The organism is Sphingomonas sp. KRR8 (assembly GCF_023559245.1).
Taxonomy (GTDB): Bacteria; Pseudomonadota; Alphaproteobacteria; order Sphingomonadales; family Sphingomonadaceae; genus Sphingomicrobium.
The window spans coordinates 1458751-1476299 of record NZ_CP097462.1; the positions used below are offsets into that span (position 1 = coordinate 1458751).

Consider the following 17549-nt stretch of genomic DNA (forward strand, 5'->3'; position numbering starts at 1 on the left):
CTGTTCTAACGGTCCCCGTTCCAGGTCACCACATAAGGAGAGCGCTTCAGATACGGGTTCCGGCGGGTAAAGGCGAGCAGCAGGCCCATGCCGATCGACAGCGCCAGCATGGAGCTACCGCCATAGCTGATGAACGGCAGCGTCATCCCCTTGGACGGCGCCAGCCGCACGTTGACTGCCATGTTGATCAGCGCCTGCAACCCAAACTGCGCCGCCAGCCCGGCCGCGGTCAGCACCGCGAAGCTATCCTCCTCGTCGAGCAGCTTGACCAACACCCGCGCGACGATCGCCAGATAGATGGCGGCGATGGCGATGCAGGCGATCAGCCCGAACTCCTCACCGATGACCGAGAAGATATAGTCCGTATGCGGTTCAGGCAGCCCGAACTTGCGGGTGCCGCCGCCCGGACCCATGCCGAACAGCCCGCCGGCGGTCAGGGTTCGCATGGCGTTCTCGACCTGGAAATTGTCGCCCTCGCCGAACAGGAAGCCGTCGATCCGGACCGTCGCGACCGGATAAAAGAAATAGGCCAGCACCACGCCGACCACGGCGGCCAACCCCAGCAGCCCCAGCGTCCGCAGGTTGATGCCGGCCAACGCCAGCATGACGATCCACACGGAGCCGAAGATGATGGTTGAGCCGAAGTCCGGCTGGGTCATCAGCAGCACGGCGACGAGGCCGGTCAGCGCGCCCGAGACCCAGAACACCGGCAGCTTCTTGTCCTTGTCCTTCAGGCTCAGCAGCCAGGCGGTCAGGACAATGAAGAAGGGCTTGAGGAATTCCGACGGCTGCACCTGGGCAAAGCCGACGCCCAGCCAGCGGCGGGCGCCATTCACTTCCGGACCGATCAGCGGCACGAACACCAGCGCGACAAGGCAGGCCGCTGCGCCGATCAGGCTCAGCCGCTTGGCCCGCTCGCGCGGCATCATGGAGATGGCGATCATCACCGGCACCGAGATGCCGATCCACACGATCTGCCGGTAGAAATAGTGCAGCGGGGCGACCGACAGGGCCGCGCCCGAGTAACGCTCGCCGGCAGCCGGACTGGCGGCCGCGACGGCGATGAGCCCAATGCCGATCAGCACCGTGACCAGCAGCAGCAGGACCCGATCGATCTCCCAGAACCAGCGGCCGACCGCCGAACGGTCGGCGCGCCCATAGCGGTTCGGGTCGAGCAACGGACTCGCCTTCAGCTTCCCGGCCAGGATCGTATTCATAGCGCCCCCACTAATGCCTTGAAGGCATCCCCGCGTGCTTCGAAGTCCCGGAACTGGTCAAACGACGCGCACGCCGGAGAGAGTAGAACAACCTCACCCGCTTGTGAATCCGCCGCAGCGCCTTTGACCGCATTTTCAAGCGTTTCCGACTCGGTCACCGGGACGCCGCGTTCGCGCAGCAGCCGGGCGAACATCGGACCGGCTTCGCCGATGGTGTAGGCGTGAACGAGGTGGTCGAGGTGCCCGGCGGTGTCACCCAGCTCCATGGTTTTCGCCTGCCCCCCGACGATCCAGCGAATATGCGGATAAGCCGCCAAGGCCGGCGCAGCCGCTTCGGCATTGGTCGCCTTGCTGTCGTTGACAAACAGGACGCCGCCGACCTCGCGCACCCGCTCCATCCGGTGCGGGAGGCCAGGATAGGAGCGCAACGCTTCAGCGATTGTCGACTCCGAAAGGCCGAGTTGCTCACAAGCCGCCCAGGCCGCACGCGCGTTCTGAAGATTGTGATGTCCAGAGAGCGCCGGCCAGACTTCTTCACTGAGAGCCACATCATCGATGAACTGGATGATCGGGTCCTCCGCCTCCGCGAGGACATCCTCTTCAGCCTCTGCTCGATAGTCGACAACGGCGAGCCGATGCGGCGACTGCATTTCAAACAATCGCGCCTTGCTCGCTGCGTAGGCCTCGAAGCTCCCATAACGGTCGAGATGATCCGGCGTGATGTTGAGCAGCACCGCCACCTCGCAGTCGAGGCTCTGGGTCAGGTCGATCTGATAGCTCGACAGCTCCAGCACATAGACCCCGCCCTCTGGGAGTGGGTCCTGCGCCAGGATCGGCAGCCCGATGTTGCCGCCCATGGTCGTCGGCACGCCCGCGGTCTGGAGGATGTGGTGGACCAGCGCGGTGGTCGTGCTCTTGCCGTTGGTGCCGGTGATCCCGACCACCTTGTGCGGCGGCAGCTCGGGGCGCGCGCAGGCGAAGAGCTCGATGTCGCCGATGATTTCCAGCCCAGCGTCCCGCGCCCGCTTGGCCAGCGGATGCGTGTTCAGGGGCACGCCGGGGGAAACGACAAGGATATCGAACTGGCTGAGGTCGGCGGTCGCAAGGTCGAGCAGCTCGGCGCCTTCGACCTGCGCCCGTGCCTCCGCCTTCTCATCCCACGCCGTTACCCGCGCCCCGCTCGCCACCAACGCACGAACGGTCGCCTGCCCCGACCGCGCGAGGCCGTAGACTGCATAATGTTTTCCGGACCAGGCCTTGGCCGTGATCACCGCAGCTTGAGGGTCGAAAGACCGGCCAGCGCCAGGATGAAGGCGATGATCCAGAAGCGGATCACGACCGTCGGCTCGCTCCACCCCTTATGCTCGAAATGGTGGTGGATCGGCGCCATCAGGAAGACGCGCTTGCCGGTCCGCTTGTAGACCGCGACCTGGATGATGACGCTCATCGCCTCGACGACGAACAGCCCGCCCACCACCGCCAGCACGAACTCATGGTGCGTCGCCACCGCCACCGCACCGAGCGCGCCGCCCAACGCCAGGCTTCCGGTATCGCCCATGAACACTGCCGCCGGGGGCGCATTGAACCACAGGAACGCCAGGCACGCGCCCACCACCGACAGCAGCAGCACGGTCAGGTCACCCGTCCCGAGCACATGCGGAATGCCGAGGTAGGTCGCGTACTTCGCATTGCCGACGAGGTAGGCGATCAGCACGAAGGCAAGCGAAGCAATCACCACCGGCATGGTCGCCAGCCCATCCAGCCCGTCGGTCAGGTTGACCGCATTGCCGAACGCCACGATCACGAATGCGCCGAACGCCACATAGAACCACGAAAGATCGGCGACCCACCCCTGCACGAACGGCAGGTAGAGGTGCGTGCCGCTGTGCCGCACCATCAGCCAGGTGGCGAAGCCGGCGATGATGAACTCCAGCGCCAGCCGCACCTTGCCGGGAATGCCGGCGTGATGCGCCTTCTTCACCTTGTCATAGTCGTCGAGGAAACCAATCGCGCCGAAGCCCAGCGTCACCAGCAGGCAGGCCCAGACGTAAGGATTGCCAAGGTCCATCCACAGCAGCACCGAGACGGTCACGCTGGTGAGGATCAATAGCCCGCCCATGGTCGGCGTCCCCCGCTTGGCGAGGTGGGTCTGCGGTCCGTCGGCGCGGATCGGCTGCCCCTTGCCCTGCCGCACGCGCAGCCAGTTGATGAACCACGGCCCGAGCACCAGTCCGATGAACAAGGCGGTCGCGGTGGCCGCGCCGGCCCGAAAGCTGATGTAGCGGATGAGGTTGAGGAGACCGGGGAAGCCCAGCGCTTCGGCGAAGATATAAAGCATTAGGGCTTGAACCCCTTTCCGGGTGCGGCCCCTGCCACTCGCTCGACCAGTTTTGCAAGGCCGACTCCGTTGGACGCCTTGACCAGAACCGCGTCGCCGGGGCGCAGCCGCTCAAGCAGGGCCGCGGTCGCCGCCGTCGCGTCGGCAACGCGGGTCACGGCCAGCTGGCCGGCAAGCTCCCGCTCCAACGGAGCGGTGGCATCCCCCACCAGGATCAGCTCGTCGACCTTGTTCGCCAGCACCGGATGCGCCAGCCCGGCATGCTCGCGGTCGCTATGCTCGCCCAGCTCCAGCATGGTGCCGAGCACCGCCAGCCGCCGCCCCGTGACCGGCTCGGCCGCCAAATTCTTCAACGTCGCGGCCATGCTCGCCGGATTGGCGTTGTAGCTTTCGTCGATCAGCAGCGCCTCGCCGCCGTCCACCGCAACCCTGTGCCGTTCGCCGCGGCCCTTGATCCCGCCCATATCGCCGAGCGCCAGACCCGCGGCCGCCACGTCGGCGCCCAGCGCTTCCACGGCCGTCAGAACCGCCAGGCTGTTCGACACCCAGTGATCGCCGGGCTGTGCAATCGTGTAGGTCAGTTCCGCCTCGAGCAGCCGCGCCGTGACCAGGCTTCCGCCATGGCCGGAACGAACCGCGTGCAGGGCGGTCACATCCGCGTCCCCCGAACCGAAGGTGACCACCAGCCCCGCATGCCGGCGGACCGCCTCGACCAGGCGGCTCCGGTAGGGCGTGTCTTCCGGGACGATAGCGACACCGTCGGGTTCTAGCCCTTGTGCGATCTCGGCCTTGGCGTCGGCGATGGCCTCCATGGATCCGAGGTTCTCGATATGCGCCGGCGCGATGGCGGTGATCAGGGTGACATGCGGGCGCACCAGCCGGGTCAGCGCGGCGATCTCGCCGGCATGGTTCATTCCCATCTCGAACACGCCATAGACGCTGTCGCGGGGCATTCGGGCAAGGCTCAGTGGCACTCCCGTGTGATTGTTGTAGCTCTTGAGCGAGCGGTGGACCCGGCCTGAGTGCCGCCGGGAGAGCGCTGCGGCGAGCGCTTCCTTGGTTCCGGTCTTGCCAACGGAACCGGTTACCCCAACCACCTTGCCCTGCATCCGTGCGCGGGCGACAACGGCCAAGCCGGTCAGTGCCTGCGCGACATCGTTCACCAGCACGTGTGGACCGTCCACGGGCCGGCTGACCAGTGCGCCCGACGCACCGGCCGCGAAGGCTCTCTCTACAAAGTCGTGCCCGTCGGCGACTGTTCCCGGCATGGCGACGAACAGCCAGCCCGGCTCCACCTCGCGGCTGTCGAAGGTGACGCCCGTCGCCTCGAAGCTGGCTGAGGCACGCCCACCCGTCGCTTCCTCAATCTCGCGGGAGGTCCATAGCGGCGGCGTCACGCAGCGCACTCGCGCGCGACCTGCGCGTCGTCGAACGGCAGGCTGCTCTCGCCAATAATCTGCACGGTTTCATGTCCCTTGCCGGCGAGCAGGATGATGTCGGCCTTGCCGGCTTCGGCGATCGCCGCGGCGATGGCGTCACGGCGACCACCAATCTCGCGCGCGCCCGGTGCGCCGGCGACCACCTCGGCGCGGATCTTGGCCGGATCTTCGCTGCGCGGATTGTCGTCGGTGACAATCACCAGATCGCTGAAGCGTGCCGCAACCGCGCCCATCTCCGGCCGCTTGCCCTCGTCGCGGTCGCCGCCGGCGCCGAACACGGTGATGAGCCGACCTTCGACATGCGGCCGAAGCGCGGCGATGGCGGCCTCCAGCGCGTCGGGCGTGTGCGCATAATCGACATAGACCGGCGCTCCGGCGCGAGTGATCACCGCCCTCTCAAGCCGGCCGCGCACCGGGCTCAGGCGCGCCATTCCCGAGAAAGTCGTCGCCCACTCACCGCCGGTGACCAGCACCAGTCCCGCCGCCGTCAGAACGTTGGCCGCCTGATAGGCCCCGATCAGCGGCAGCTTGAGCAGCTGCCTCTTGCCGGCATGAACCAGGTCCAGCTGCTGCCCCAGCGCACTTGGCCGTTGGGCAGCCAGGTCGATCAGCGTCCCGCCGGGGCCGACCGTCTCGACCTTCAGCCCGCGCCGCTTGGCGCGCAGCACGACCTCGTCGCTCTTCGGATCGCCGGTCCAGACGACCGCCACTCCGTCGACGTCGACGACCCGTTCGAACAGCGCCATCTTGGCCTCAAAATAGGCGTCCATAGTGCCGTGGTAATCGAGGTGATCGCGGGAGAAGTTGGTGAATGCCGCGGCCCGAACCGGCAGCCCCTCGGTCCGATATTGATCAAGGCCATGGCTCGACGCCTCATAAGCGACATGGCTGATGCCCATGGTCTTGAGGCCGGACATGTTGTGCAAGAAGGTGACGATGTCGGGCGTGGTCAGCCCCGTCTTTACCTGGTCGTCGGCGGTGGTCACGCCCAACGTCCCGACCGACGCCGAGCGGTGTCCGGCCATGCGCCACAACTGGCGCGTCATCTCCACCGTTGAGGTCTTGCCGTTGGTCCCGGTGACTGCGACCGTCACCTCCGGATAAGGCGCGAAGAAGCGAGCGGCGAGCAAAGCGAAACGCCGCCGCGGCTCCTCGTCCGCCAGGTGCAGCGCGCCTTCGACGCGGGCCTCGGGCCGGGCGATCACCGCAATCGCGCCGCGCTCGATTGCCTCGGGGATGAAGTCCTCGCCGTTACGGGTGCTGCCCTGGAAGGCGCCGAACACGGTGCCGGACACCACCTTTCGGTGATCGATCGCGAAGCCGCTGATCTCTTGCGCGCTCGCCTCGGGCAAGATGTCCGACAGCCGCACCGGCGCTTACTTCTTCTCGTGAACGAAGGGCATCACCTCGGCCATGTTCGCATCGCGCTTGAGGTCCGGGCGGACACCCAGCATCGGGGCGATCCGCGCCACCGTCTTGCCGAAGGTCGGCGCCGAGTTCCAGCCGGCCGTGCGAAAACCGAATGTGGTGGCGGTCGCCTTGGGCTCATCCAGCATCACCACCATGGCATAGCGCGGCTCGTCCATCGGGAATACGCCGGCGAAGCTGGTGACGTTCTGGCCCGTCTTGGAATAGTGGCCGTTGACGATCTTCTCGGCGGTGCCGGTCTTGCCGCCCACGCGATAGCCCGGCGCATCGGCCTGCTTGCCGGTACCCTTGGTCACGACCAGCCGGAGCAGCGCCCGCATCTTGTAGCTGGTCTCTTCGCTGAACACGCGGTGCCCCGGTGCGACCGGATGGTCCGGCCCGACCTTGAGCAGTGTCGGCGCATGGAACACGCCGCCGTTGAACAGGGTCGCGTAACCGGTCGCCAGATGCAGCGGCGACACCGCGATCGAGTGGCCGAAGCCGACCGTCATCACGTCCAGCGGAGTCCAGTCGCGCGGATAGAGCGGGCGCCCCTTTTCTCTCAATTCGAACGGCATCGGATCAAGGAAGCCCATCGCCTTTAGATAGCGCTTCTGGTCGGTTGCACCGACCTGCGCGGCGATCTGGGCGGTGCCGATGTTGGAGCTTTCCTCCATGATCTCGGCGACCGAACACTCACGCCCGAACGGATGGGTATCGGTAATGGTCCGGCCATAGGCCTTGAGCGCCAGCGGGCAATTATAGATCTGCCCCATCGAACGGACCTTGCCCGTTTCCAAGGCCATCGCGACCGTGAACGGCTTGAAGGTCGAGCCCAGCTCCCACACGCCCTGGGTCGCGCGGTTGAAGCGCGCCTCATTGTCGGCGTTGCCGGCGACATTGGGGTTGAGCTGCGGCAAGGAGGCCATGGCCATCACCTCGCCGGTGTGGATGTCGATGATGACGCCGGCGGCACCCAGCGCCGAGAAGGTCGCCTTGGCGTCCAGCAGCTCATGCTCGAGCGCCTGCTGAACCGCGCTGTTGATCGACAGCACCAGCGGCTTGCCGCGCGTGTTCGGGTTGGTCAGCGTCTCGTCGAACGCCCGCTCCATCCCCGCCGCGCCATGGCCGTCGATGTCGGTGAAGCCGAGCACGTGGGCAGCCAGGTCGGTCTGCGGATAGAGGCGGTCTGGCTCGCGGCTCAACGCCAGCCCCGGTTCGCCCAGCGCATTGATCTGCTCCACCAGGCTCGGCGACGCGCGGCGGCGGATGTAGATGAACGGCTTGTCCGACCGCAGCAGCTGAAGCCAGCCGGCCGCATCGTGCTCTGGCATCAGCGCGGCCATCTTGCGGGCGAGGTCGAGCTTGTCGCCGATCACCTTGGTCGGCTGAATGGCAATGGTCCACGCGTCGATGGTCCGGGCCAGCGGCTCACCGTTGCGGTCGACGATGTCGCCGCGGGCGGGGACCAGCGCCGTCACCATGCCCTTGCGGCCGGCGTGATCGCCGAACGCCGCCAGGTACATCAGCCGCAATACGATTAGCGTGATGATGCCGCCGTACAGCAGCATTCCAAACATCAGCCGCTGGTGCATCACCGCAAGCGTTTGCCGCCGCTGGCCAACCAGGCGGAGCCGCTCGGGCCGGGCGACGAGAGCGGGGGTCGGCGCGTTCATCGTTCGGTTGCGGCTTCCCTGGACTTTGTCTTGGTGTTCGTAGGCTTGGTGGCGGCGGTGGCGAGCGCCTTGGGCTTGGGCCGGACACTCGAATCGGCGACCTTGATAACAGGCGACTTGGCTGGCGTCGCAGCCGCAGTCTTGCGAACGACCGGCTTTTCCACAGCTTTCTGCTTCACTGGCGCGGCGGCCGTTGGCTCGCCAAGGTCACGCCGCAGCCCGGCGACGTGCATCATCTCGGACGGAGAGCTCGGCCGTGGCGCGGGCGCAACGGCGGTCGTTGGGGCCGGCGTCGGCGCCCTCTGCGCATCGCTGACCGGACCATCGTCGTCGACCACGGGCGCGACATGCTCCGGCGCCTTGGCCGAAGCCAGCACCACCGGGGCTCCCGGATCCATCGTCTTGTGCGGCGCGGCCAGGGTGGCGAGCTGGAAGCTGCCCTCCAGGAACTGATTGGCCTTGGGCGCCGACAGCGCCAGCACCTTGACGTTCCACTGCTCCAGCTGGGCCAGCCGCCCGCGCGTGCCGATCTCCGTCTGCAGCAGGCGGATGTCGCGCTGGGCGAGCACGATCCGGTTCTCGACCTCCTCCAGGTTCGACCGTTCGGCCGCGACCTGCAGGTTGACCATGTAACAACCGAGCGCGGTGGCCGCGATGCCAGCGACCCAGCCGACGGACTTGAAGCTCTTGAGGCTCATGCGGCGAGCTCCTTGCCGGCCGGAGCGTCGGTCCGGACGGCGCTGCGCAGCCGGGCGGACCGGGCGCGCGGATTGCGGGCGAGTTCGGCGTCGCTAGGCGACACCGGCTTGGCGACATGGGCAAATGTCGGCGCGGGGCCGGTCTGCACGGCGGGCCGGTGGCGCGAGCCGGCCGGCGTGGCCCCGCTGCGGTCACGCAGGAAACGCTTCACGATACGGTCCTCGAGGGAGTGAAAGGTGACTACCGCCAGCCGGCCGCCCGGACGAAGCACGCGCTCCGCGGCGCGGAGCCCCTGCTCCAGCTCCTCCAGTTCGGCGTTGAGGTGAATGCGGATGGCCTGGAAGGTGCGGGTCGACGGGTCGGTCTTCATGCCCGCATGATGGCCCAGGGCCTTGCGGATCACGGCCGCCAGCTCACCCGTGCGGGTCAGCGGACGGGCGGCGACAATGGCGCGGGCCACCGTCCGTGCGCGGGGTTCCTCGCCATAGTCGCGGATGACCCGGGCGATCTCGGCCTCGTCGGCCTCGTTGAGGAAGTCGGCGGCGGTCTGGCCCGCCTGGCTCATCCGCATGTCGAGCGGACCATCCTTGGCGAACGAGAAGCCCCGCTCCGCCTGGTCGATCTGCATGGAGGACACGCCGATATCCAGCGTCACGCCGTCGACCGGCGCCAGGCCGCGCTCCTCGAGCGCCTCGTCCATGCGTGAAAAGCGCTCGTGTATCAGGGTCAGATTGGCGGCAGGGACGAGCGCCGGCCCGTTCGCGATCGCATCCGGATCGCGATCGAAACCGATCACTCGTCCCGCCCCCGCCCCGAGCAGGGCGCGCGTATAGCCGCCTGCCCCGAACGTGCCGTCGACATGCGTTTCGCCAGGAACCACGGCGAGCGCAGCGACGACTTCATCAACCAGTACCGGCACGTGGGCCTGAGCGGAGGTGGGGACAGCACTCACGCGCTGATCCCCCGCTCTTCGAGCCGGTAACGGCAGATGTCCTTCAAATCCTCCGGGATATTCTTGTCGTTGAGGAAGGTCTGCGGGTTCCAGATCTGGAATGTCTCGCCCGTGCCCAGGAACAGCGCGAGATCCTGGATGCCGCCCTTGCGGCGCATCATTGGCGGCATGAGGATGCGGCCCGAACTGTCGTAGGAAACTTCCTCGCTGGCCGCGAAGGCCATCAGATTGCGCTGCTGATATTGCAGCTGCGCCTTGGGATCGGTCTCCTGCTTTTCCAGCAGGCGCTCCAGCTTCTCGTGCTTCAGCGCCGCATAAGCGGGATCATAGGCGCTCAAGGCGTCGAACTGCTCGTGCTTGGCGAGGACAATGGTGCGGCTGTCGCCCCGGCGCTCGATCACGGTGCGCAGGAAGGCGGGCACGGAGACGCGCCCCTTGGCGTCTACCGCATTGAGCGCACTGCCCTGAAACAGGTGCTCCAATGCCACTGCGCAACCACTCCCGCCGCGCTGGGCAAAGCTTCCCTGTTCGCCGGATGCACGGGGTTAACGTGCGCTCCGACGCCCTAGTGACCGAATGATGGTCAGCCCCGCGCTGGGGATGTGTGTAACGCGGGTGGAGATGGGTAGCAATGGGATTCGATGGGATTTCATGGGCAATGATGCGTTTTGGCGGATTTCTGCGGCGCGAAAGGCACAATCCACGCCGTCCACAGGCGCGGATTTGATGTGTGGGAAGCTGTGGATAACCCTGTGTGGAAGGGACTCGGGGGCGGTTAGTGGTTCAACGAGACAAGCATTCCGACCATGGCCGCGGGACCGCCCGGAAGCCGCAGGAAATCGGCATCGGCGACCACCAGCGCCCATCCCTTCCCCAATCGGCATTCGGCCGAGCGCTTGTCCACAGCGACCTTGCACGATCCGTCGACCCTGCTCAGGGTGCCGGCACTGTCACTCTGCACCGCCTCACCCGCAACGGAGAAACCCACCATCGCCGAAGCGCCGGGGGCTGGAGCCTCGCTCCGCAGCCCCCAGTGCGCCAGCAGCCCGGTGTCGGCGAAGGCGTAGGGCGGGCGCTGTCTGTCCCCCAGCGGCAGATCACTCGGCCAGGTCAGCCGCGGGTCCGCCAGCAGCAGCAGCCTTCCCCCGCCGCGAACCCAGGCGTCGAGTGCGACCAGCCGCTCGGGCGTGAGCGCTCGCGGCTGCGCGGCGAGCAGCAGCCCGCGCGGCGCAAGCGCTTCGGGTCCGTCGATCAGCTTGACGCGATATCCCTGTTCAAGTGCCGCCATCACCGGCGACTTCGGCGCTTCGAGGGTGAAACTTTCACCAAAAGCGATCGGCAATCCGGTCAGCAGGTAGACGGTTGCCCGCGGCTCGGCCGGAGCCGCCGTCTGCTCACGGCAGCCTCCCGCCACCAGCAGGAAAAGTCCCGCCGCAACCGCCCGGATCACTTGGGTTTGGAGCTGTTCTGCGCCCGGTTCTCGTCCGGGTTCTGGCCGGGCGCAACACCCAGTTCGCTAAGGGGATCGCTGGGCGCGGCGGCGTTGACGGCGTTGGCCTCAGGCTCCCCGCTGCTGCGCACAATGGCAGTGCCGAGCAGCACGATCAGGAAGACGAGAGCAAGCCCCGTCAGGCCATAACGGATGCGCTGCATGCTATCCAATGCCAGCTTGTATCCCTCCCCCAGACGATCGAAAGCCTATGCCCGTTCTAGGGGCTTTGCAAACCTGCTGTCGTCAAACGGCCATTGACGGTTCATCTCGCAGCCGCAAAAGGCGCAAACATGAACCGCAAACTCATCCTCCTTCCGATCGCTGCGGCCTTGGCTGTCAGCGCCTGCAACAGCAGCGACCACAACCTCGTGGACAATGGTCCGCCGGATCCCATGGCGAATGAGCTTAAGAATGCTCCGCCGGTGGAGCTGCCGCCGGCGATCACCGCCAGCAAGGTCTACCGCTGCAAGGACAACAGCCTGGTCTACATCGACTGGCTCAGCAACGGCGCGGCCCGCGTCAAGAAGAACAAGACGGACGCCACCGGCACCGACATCCCCGCCGGTTCGGCCGACATCAAGGGCGACGCCAAGGCTCCGACGATCACCTACAAGGGTCAGAGCTGCAAGGGCTGAGCCTGAGCCGCCAAAGCTAAGCCGCGCTTAGCTGAGACGGCGAAGGCCGGCCGACAGGTCGCGAAGAGAGCCTGACCGACGGCCCGGGATTTACTTCCGTGAAGGCCTTCCCGAAGAACCACTGACAACCCCGGCCTTAACCGGCCGGGGTTTTGTTTTGCGCGCGCCTCGCTAAAGCGCGGCCATGCCCGCCATCACGCCCCAGATCGTTGCCGAACACGGCTTGTCCGAAGACGAATATCAGCGGCTGCTCCACGCTCTCGGGCGTGAGCCGAACCTGACCGAACTGGGCATCTTCTCGGTCATGTGGTCGGAACATTGCTCCTACAAGTCCTCGCGCATCCACCTGAAGAAGCTGCCGACCGAGGCCCCTTGGGTGATCTGCGGCCCGGGCGAGAATGCAGGCGTCATCGACATCGGGGATGGTGACGCGGCCATCTTCAAGATGGAGAGCCACAACCACCCCTCCTACATCGAGCCCTACCAGGGCGCGGCGACCGGTGTCGGCGGCATCCTCCGCGACGTCTTCACCATGGGCGCGCGCCCGGTGGCCAACTTGAACGCCCTGCGCTTCGGCCGCCCCGACCATCCCAAGATGCGCCACCTGATCAGCGGGGTGGTTCATGGCATCGGCGGCTATGGCAATTGCGTCGGCGTGCCGACCGTCGGCGGCGAAGTGAACTTCGACCCCGCCTATGACGGCAACATCCTGGTCAACGCCATGACCGTCGGCGTGGCGAAGACCGACAAGATCTTCTACTCGGCGGCTGCCGGGATCGGCAATTCGGTGGTCTATGTCGGCTCCAAGACCGGCCGCGACGGCATCCACGGCGCGACCATGGCGTCAGCCGACTTCGGCGAGGACAGCGAAGAGAAGCGGCCCACCGTGCAGGTCGGCGATCCCTTCACCGAGAAGCTGCTGATCGAAGCCTGCCTCGAATTGATGGCTTCCGACGCCATCGTCGCCATCCAGGACATGGGGGCCGCCGGGCTCACCTCCTCCTCGGTCGAGATGGCCAGCAAGGGCGGCGTCGGCATCCGGCTCGTCATGGACCAGGTCCCTTGCCGCGAAGAAGGCATGACCCCCTACGAGATGATGCTCTCCGAAAGCCAAGAGCGCATGCTGATGGTCCTGAAGCCCGGCCGCGAGGCCGAGGCCGAAGCCATCTTCCACAAATGGGAGCTCGACTTTGCGGTCATCGGCACCGTCACCGACACCGGCCGCATGGAACTGGTGTGGAAGGGCGAGACCGTCGCCGACATTCCCTTGGGACCGCTCGCCGACGAAGCCCCGCTCTACGACCGCCCGCACCTCAGCCAGGAAGAATACAAGGGATGGGCCAATGTGAAGCCCCTGGGCGAGCTGCCCGAAAGCACCGACATCGGCGCCGACCTCCTCAAGCTGATGGGCTCCCCCGCCCTCGCCAGCCGCCGCTGGATCTGGGAGCAATATGACACGCAGGTTGGCGGCGACACCGTGCAGCGTCCGGGTGGCGATGCCGCGGTGGTCCGTGTCCACGGCAGCGACAAGGCGCTGGCGATGACCACAGACTGCACCCCGCGCTATTGCTACGCAGACCCGGTCGAAGGCGGCAAGCAGGCCATCGCCGAGGCCTACCGCAACCTCTCGGCCGTCGGCGCGACCCCGCTGGCAGTCACCAACTGCCTCAACTTCGCCAACCCGCAGCGTCCGGAGATCATGGCCCAGATCGTCGGCTGCCTCGACGGCATGAGCCAGGCCTGCCGCGCCCTCGACTTCCCGATCGTGAGCGGCAACGTCAGCCTCTACAACGAGAGCAAGGCAACCGGCGGCGGCAGCGCCATCCTCCCCACCCCGGCGATCGGCGCGGTCGGGCTGATGCCGGACTGGCGCAAGTCCGCGACCATCGCCTTCAAGGCCGAAGGTGACACCATCTGCCTGGTCGGCGGCCGCCGCAACGACGGCAACGGTCACCTCGGCCAATCGCTCTGGCTGAGCGAGATCGCGGGCCAACAGGCGGGCGAGCCGCCCGAAGTCGACCTTGATCACGAGCTCGCCGTGGGCACCCTGGTAAGAGAGCTCATCGACCGCGGCATGGTCACGGCAGTCCACGATGTCGCCGACGGCGGCACCGCCGTTGCGATCACCGAAATGGCGCTGGCCGGAAATCTCGGCGCCGAGATCCTGCTGTGGGAGCCGTTCACCGCCGACGCCTTCGGTGAAGATCAGGGCCTCTACGTTGTCACGGTCAGCGACGACGAAGACCTCACCGCCCTCACCGCGCTTGAGGACGCCTGCGAAGCCGCCGGCATCCAATGCGCCATCATCGGTACGGTCGCAGGCGACCGGCTAAAGTTCGTCGACGTCAAGGAGTGGGAGGCCGACCGCTTCGACGGCCTGTCCGAAGTCTCCTTGGCCGACCTCCGCGCCGCGCACGAAGGCTTCTTTCCCAAGCTGATGAGCGGAGAGCTCGCCGTCTAGCTTCCCAAGAAGGGCAAGCTGCGTCACACTCCTCCAACCAGCGTCCACGGGGGAACAGACGTGGCCAGCACCGCAACCGACCGCATCGCCACGCTTGACCTCATCCGCGGAGTTGCCGTGATGGGCATCTTCTCGGTCAACGTGATCGCCTTCGCCATGATCGAGGGCGCCTACTTCAACCCCGGCGCGTATGGTGGCCACAGCGGCCTCGACCTGTGGCTATGGGCGCTCAACCTCGTCCTCGTCGATGGCAAGATGCGCAGCCTGTTCTCCATGCTGTTCGGCGCCTCCATGCTGCTGGTCATTGACCGCGCCGAGGCGGCCGGACAGAACGCCGCCGCCGTCCACCTGCGCCGGATGATCGTGCTGATGGGCTTCGGCCTGCTGCACTTCTACTTCATCTGGTTCGGCGACATCCTGTTCAGCTATGGTGCGGTCGGCATAATCGCCTTCCTGTTCCGCAACCGGAGCGCGCGTCAGCTGGCGATCTCCGGCGGCGGCCTGCTGCTGGTCAGCACGATCATGTTCACTCTCTTCGCCTTCCACATGCACAGCGCCGACCTCGCCGCGCATGCGGCTGGCGCATCAGCGGAGACGATCGCCGACTGGAACGGCATCGGTCGGCTGCTCTACCCCTTGCCCTCCGACTTCATGCACGACCTGGCGGTCCATCGCGGCGGCTTCTTCGGACGCTCGGAATATATGTTCACGGAACGCGGCGCTGAGCCGTTCACCAGCCTGCTCGGCATTGGCCCGGAAACGCTCGGCCTGATGCTGCTTGGCATGGCCGGGCTGAAGAGCGGCTTTTTGACCGGCGCCTGGTCCGACACCTCGTATCGCCATCTCGCATGGATCGCCGTGCCGGTCGGCGCTATCGCGTTCGCGTTGCTCGCCTTTGTCGATGTGCGCAGCCACTTCTATTCGCCCCTGGTGTTCGGCGGCTTCCTCGCCCTTGTCCCGTTCCGGACGGGCATGGCGCTCGGCTATGCCGCGCTGATCATCCTTGCCGGTCGCGGCATGGGTCCGCTCGCCGGGCGCATCGAGGCCGCGGGCCGCTGCGCCTTTACCAATTACCTCGGCACCAGCCTGGTCGCGAGCTTCGTCTTCTATGGCTGGGGGCTCGGGCTCTACGGCAGTGTGTCACGCTATCACGCGTGGCTGCTTGCGCCGGTCGTGTGGCTCGCCATGCTGGCCTGGTCGAAGCCATGGCTCGAACGCTTTCAGTATGGGCCGCTGGAATGGTTGTGGCGTTCGCTCAGTCGCGGCGCGCTGCAGCCGATGCGCAAGCGCCCAGCGCCCGCGCCCATCGCCGCCTAAAGCCGGCCGAAGCCCTGCGAGGCCGACTTGCGGCCAAACCCGCCGGTCGCCGGACGCCGGCTCTGCAGCGGGTTGGTGACCTTGTCGAACAGTTCGACCGTGCGCCCGAACAGCCGGCGCAGTTCGACCACCTGCGGGACGAGCTCGTCGGGAAAGCGCTTGGTTTCGACGCACAGTCGCGCCGTGGACTCGATCAGCTCGGCCACCTTGGCCAGCGGCTCCGCCCCGAACTGCCGCGCCTCACCCTTGATGGTGTGGGCCGGCCGGACCAGCGCCACCGTGTCCTGCCGGTGCATCGCCTCTTCGATCTGCGACACGGATTTCACCCCGTCCTCGCGGAAGTAGCCGAGGATGCGGATGAAGCCCGGCCCGAGCTCCGCCCGGGTCTTTTCGAAATGCGCCCAGTCAAGGATCCCGAGATCCTCCTCGCGCAGCTCATTACCTTGCTCGTCCACGTCCCCGGACTAGGCCCGAAAGGGTAAAGAGGGCGTTAGCGGTCGAACGGATTCTTCGGGCTGCGCATGCTCATCCGCAGCGGTACCGGCCCCAGCTCAAGGTCGCGCCGCATGCTGTTCAGCAGATAGCGCCGATAGCTTTCCGGCAACTGGTCGACCCGGCTGCCGAACACCACGAAGGTCGGCGGCCGGCTCTTGATCTGGGTGATGTACCTGAGCTTGATCCGCTTGCCGCCCGGCGCCGGCGGCGGGTTGTTCTCGACCGCCCGCTCGAACCAGCGGTTGAGCTCGCCCGTGGTGACCCGGCGGTTCCAGCTCGCCCGGAGCTCGAACGCGGCCTTGAGGATCTGGTCGATCCCCTTGCCGGTCTTGGCCGAAACGGTCAGCACCGGCACGCCCTTGAGCTGGCTGAGCCCCTCTTCCAGCGCCGCCTTGACCCCGTTGAACAAGGACGAGGCATGCTCGGCCACGTCCCACTTGTTCAGGGCGATCAGCAGGCAGCGGCCCTCGTCCACTACCTCGTCGGCGATGCGCAGGTCCTGCGCCTCCAGCCCGCGCGTGGCGTCGAGCAGCAGGACGACGACTTCCGCCATGTCGATCGACCGCCGCGTGTCCGCCGCCGACAGCCGTTCCAATTTGTCGTCCACCTTGGCCCGCTTGCGCAGGCCCGCCGTATCGACCAGCCGGACCTCGCGCACTGTGCCGTCAGGACTGGCCCATTGCCAATCGAGCGCGATGCTGTCGCGGGTGATCCCGGCCTCGGGCCCGGTGATCATCCGCTCCTCGCCAAGCATCTTGTTGACCAGCGTCGACTTGCCCGCGTTCGGCCGGCCGACAACCGCGATGTGCAGCGGGCGGTCGTTGCTTTCCAGATCTTCTTCCGGCTCGGGCTCGACCTCCTCGCGCTCAAGGAAGGGCCGCAGGCTCTCGAACAGGTCGACCACGCCTTCGCCATGCTCGGCCGAAATGGCGATGGGCTCACCCAGGCCGAGCGCATAGGCTTCCATCCGGCCGGCCTCGCCCTGCCGCCCTTCTGCCTTGTTGGCGGCGACGATCACCGGCGCGTCCTCGGCCCGCAGCCAGTTGGCGATTTCCTCGTCCAGCGGGGTCACGCCCTCGCGCGCGTCGATCAGGAACAGGGCCACGTCCGCCTCGCGCACCGCGGCCTCGGTCTGGCGCCGCATCCGGCCCGGCAGGCTGGCCGGATCCTCGTCCTCAAAACCGGCGGTGTCGAACACGCGAAAGTCCATGCCGAGCAGCGTCGCGTCGCCTTCGCGACGATCGCGGGTGACGCCGGGACGGTCGTCGACCAGCGCGATGCGCTTGCCGACCAGCCGGTTGAACAGGGTGGATTTGCCGACATTGGGTCGGCCGACGATGGCAACGGTGGGCAGGGGCATGGCCGCGCCTCTACCCCAAGGGCGTCGTTTGGACCACCGCCTTGCGGTCAGGGTGCTTGAC

General features: G+C 66.8%; 16 protein-coding genes. 3 read left to right on the top strand and 13 right to left on the bottom strand.

What is annotated here, in order from left to right:
- Positions 1-5: 5 nt before the first annotated feature.
- From M8312_RS07385 to M8312_RS07435, 11 genes are all read right to left on the bottom strand, one after another.
- On the bottom strand, positions 6-1217 hold the full coding sequence (locus M8312_RS07385; protein WP_250117083.1) for an FtsW/RodA/SpoVE family cell cycle protein: 1212 nt from the start codon (positions 1215-1217) through the stop codon (positions 6-8).
- Complete coding sequence (gene murD / locus M8312_RS07390) at positions 1214-2488, bottom strand: UDP-N-acetylmuramoyl-L-alanine--D-glutamate ligase (RefSeq protein ID WP_250117084.1); 1275 nt, start codon at positions 2486-2488, stop codon at positions 1214-1216. The genes M8312_RS07385 and murD overlap by 4 nt, the downstream gene beginning before the upstream one ends.
- Positions 2485-3555 (bottom strand): phospho-N-acetylmuramoyl-pentapeptide-transferase, encoded by a 1071-nt coding sequence (mraY, locus tag M8312_RS07395; RefSeq protein WP_250117085.1) that lies wholly within the window; start codon positions 3553-3555, stop codon positions 2485-2487. Before mraY ends, murD begins: the two co-directional genes overlap by 4 nt.
- A complete protein-coding gene (locus M8312_RS07400; RefSeq protein WP_250117086.1) occupies positions 3555-4952 on the bottom strand; it encodes a UDP-N-acetylmuramoyl-tripeptide--D-alanyl-D-alanine ligase in 1398 nt (465 codons plus the stop codon). The genes mraY and M8312_RS07400 overlap by 1 nt, the downstream gene beginning before the upstream one ends.
- A complete protein-coding gene (locus M8312_RS07405; RefSeq protein WP_250117087.1) occupies positions 4949-6364 on the bottom strand; it encodes a UDP-N-acetylmuramoyl-L-alanyl-D-glutamate--2,6-diaminopimelate ligase in 1416 nt (471 codons plus the stop codon). Before M8312_RS07405 ends, M8312_RS07400 begins: the two co-directional genes overlap by 4 nt.
- Positions 6365-6370: 6 nt before the next feature.
- Positions 6371-8077, bottom strand: a complete 1707-nt coding sequence (locus tag M8312_RS07410; RefSeq protein ID WP_250117088.1) for a peptidoglycan D,D-transpeptidase FtsI family protein — start codon at positions 8075-8077, stop codon at positions 6371-6373.
- Positions 8074-8775, bottom strand: coding sequence for a hypothetical protein (locus tag M8312_RS07415; RefSeq protein ID WP_250117089.1), 702 nt, complete (start codon positions 8773-8775; stop codon positions 8074-8076). Before M8312_RS07415 ends, M8312_RS07410 begins: the two co-directional genes overlap by 4 nt.
- On the bottom strand, positions 8772-9728 hold the full coding sequence (gene rsmH / locus M8312_RS07420) for a 16S rRNA (cytosine(1402)-N(4))-methyltransferase RsmH (RefSeq protein ID WP_250117090.1): 957 nt from the start codon (positions 9726-9728) through the stop codon (positions 8772-8774). Before rsmH ends, M8312_RS07415 begins: the two co-directional genes overlap by 4 nt.
- Entirely contained in the window at positions 9725-10210 is a 486-nt protein-coding gene (locus M8312_RS07425) for a division/cell wall cluster transcriptional repressor MraZ (RefSeq protein ID WP_250117091.1), read from the bottom strand. Before M8312_RS07425 ends, rsmH begins: the two co-directional genes overlap by 4 nt.
- Positions 10211-10503: 293 nt before the next feature.
- Complete coding sequence (locus M8312_RS07430) at positions 10504-11178, bottom strand: DUF4350 domain-containing protein (protein WP_250117092.1); 675 nt, start codon at positions 11176-11178, stop codon at positions 10504-10506.
- The gene (locus M8312_RS07435) at positions 11175-11381 is read right to left on the bottom strand and encodes a hypothetical protein (RefSeq protein ID WP_250117093.1); all 207 of its coding nucleotides are present in this window, start codon (positions 11379-11381) and stop codon (positions 11175-11177) included. The genes M8312_RS07430 and M8312_RS07435 overlap by 4 nt, the downstream gene beginning before the upstream one ends.
- 129 nt (positions 11382-11510) lie before the next feature.
- On the opposite strand from M8312_RS07435, the gene M8312_RS07440 reads away from it, so the two are divergent.
- From M8312_RS07440 to M8312_RS07450, 3 genes are all read left to right on the top strand, one after another.
- Positions 11511-11855 carry a hypothetical protein gene (locus M8312_RS07440; RefSeq protein WP_250117094.1) on the top strand — a complete coding sequence of 115 codons (345 nt, stop codon included), beginning with the start codon at positions 11511-11513 and terminating at the stop codon, positions 11853-11855.
- Between the two features lie 184 nt (positions 11856-12039).
- Positions 12040-14316, top strand: coding sequence for a phosphoribosylformylglycinamidine synthase subunit PurL (gene purL / locus M8312_RS07445; protein ID WP_250117095.1), 2277 nt, complete (start codon positions 12040-12042; stop codon positions 14314-14316).
- Positions 14317-14376: 60 nt separating this feature from the next.
- A complete protein-coding gene (locus M8312_RS07450) occupies positions 14377-15633 on the top strand; it encodes a DUF418 domain-containing protein (protein ID WP_250117096.1) in 1257 nt (418 codons plus the stop codon).
- Here the strand turns inward: M8312_RS07450 and M8312_RS07455 are convergent.
- Positions 15630-16088, bottom strand: coding sequence for an Hpt domain-containing protein (locus M8312_RS07455; protein WP_250117097.1), 459 nt, complete (start codon positions 16086-16088; stop codon positions 15630-15632). The genes M8312_RS07450 and M8312_RS07455 overlap by 4 nt on opposite strands.
- Positions 16089-16123: 35 nt before the next feature.
- Positions 16124-17488, bottom strand: coding sequence for a ribosome biogenesis GTPase Der (gene der, locus M8312_RS07460; protein ID WP_250117098.1), 1365 nt, complete (start codon positions 17486-17488; stop codon positions 16124-16126).
- Positions 17489-17549: the final 61 nt, after the last annotated feature.

Excerpts from the sequence above, each read along its gene's own strand:
- M8312_RS07385 (WP_250117083.1), bottom strand. The coding sequence starts at position 1,217 with ATGAATACGATCCTGGCCGGGAAGCTGAAGGCGAGTCCGTTGCTCGAC.
- mraY (WP_250117085.1), bottom strand. The coding sequence starts at position 3,555 with ATGCTTTATATCTTCGCCGAAGCGCTGGGCTTCCCCGGTCTCCTCAAC.
- M8312_RS07410 (WP_250117088.1), bottom strand. The coding sequence starts at position 8,077 with ATGAACGCGCCGACCCCCGCTCTCGTCGCCCGGCCCGAGCGGCTCCGC.
- M8312_RS07415 (WP_250117089.1), bottom strand. The coding sequence starts at position 8,775 with ATGAGCCTCAAGAGCTTCAAGTCCGTCGGCTGGGTCGCTGGCATCGCG.
- M8312_RS07435 (WP_250117093.1), bottom strand. The coding sequence starts at position 11,381 with ATGCAGCGCATCCGTTATGGCCTGACGGGGCTTGCTCTCGTCTTCCTG.
- M8312_RS07440 (WP_250117094.1), top strand. The coding sequence starts at position 11,511 with ATGAACCGCAAACTCATCCTCCTTCCGATCGCTGCGGCCTTGGCTGTC.
- purL (WP_250117095.1), top strand. The coding sequence starts at position 12,040 with ATGCCCGCCATCACGCCCCAGATCGTTGCCGAACACGGCTTGTCCGAA.
- der (WP_250117098.1), bottom strand. The coding sequence starts at position 17,488 with ATGCCCCTGCCCACCGTTGCCATCGTCGGCCGACCCAATGTCGGCAAA.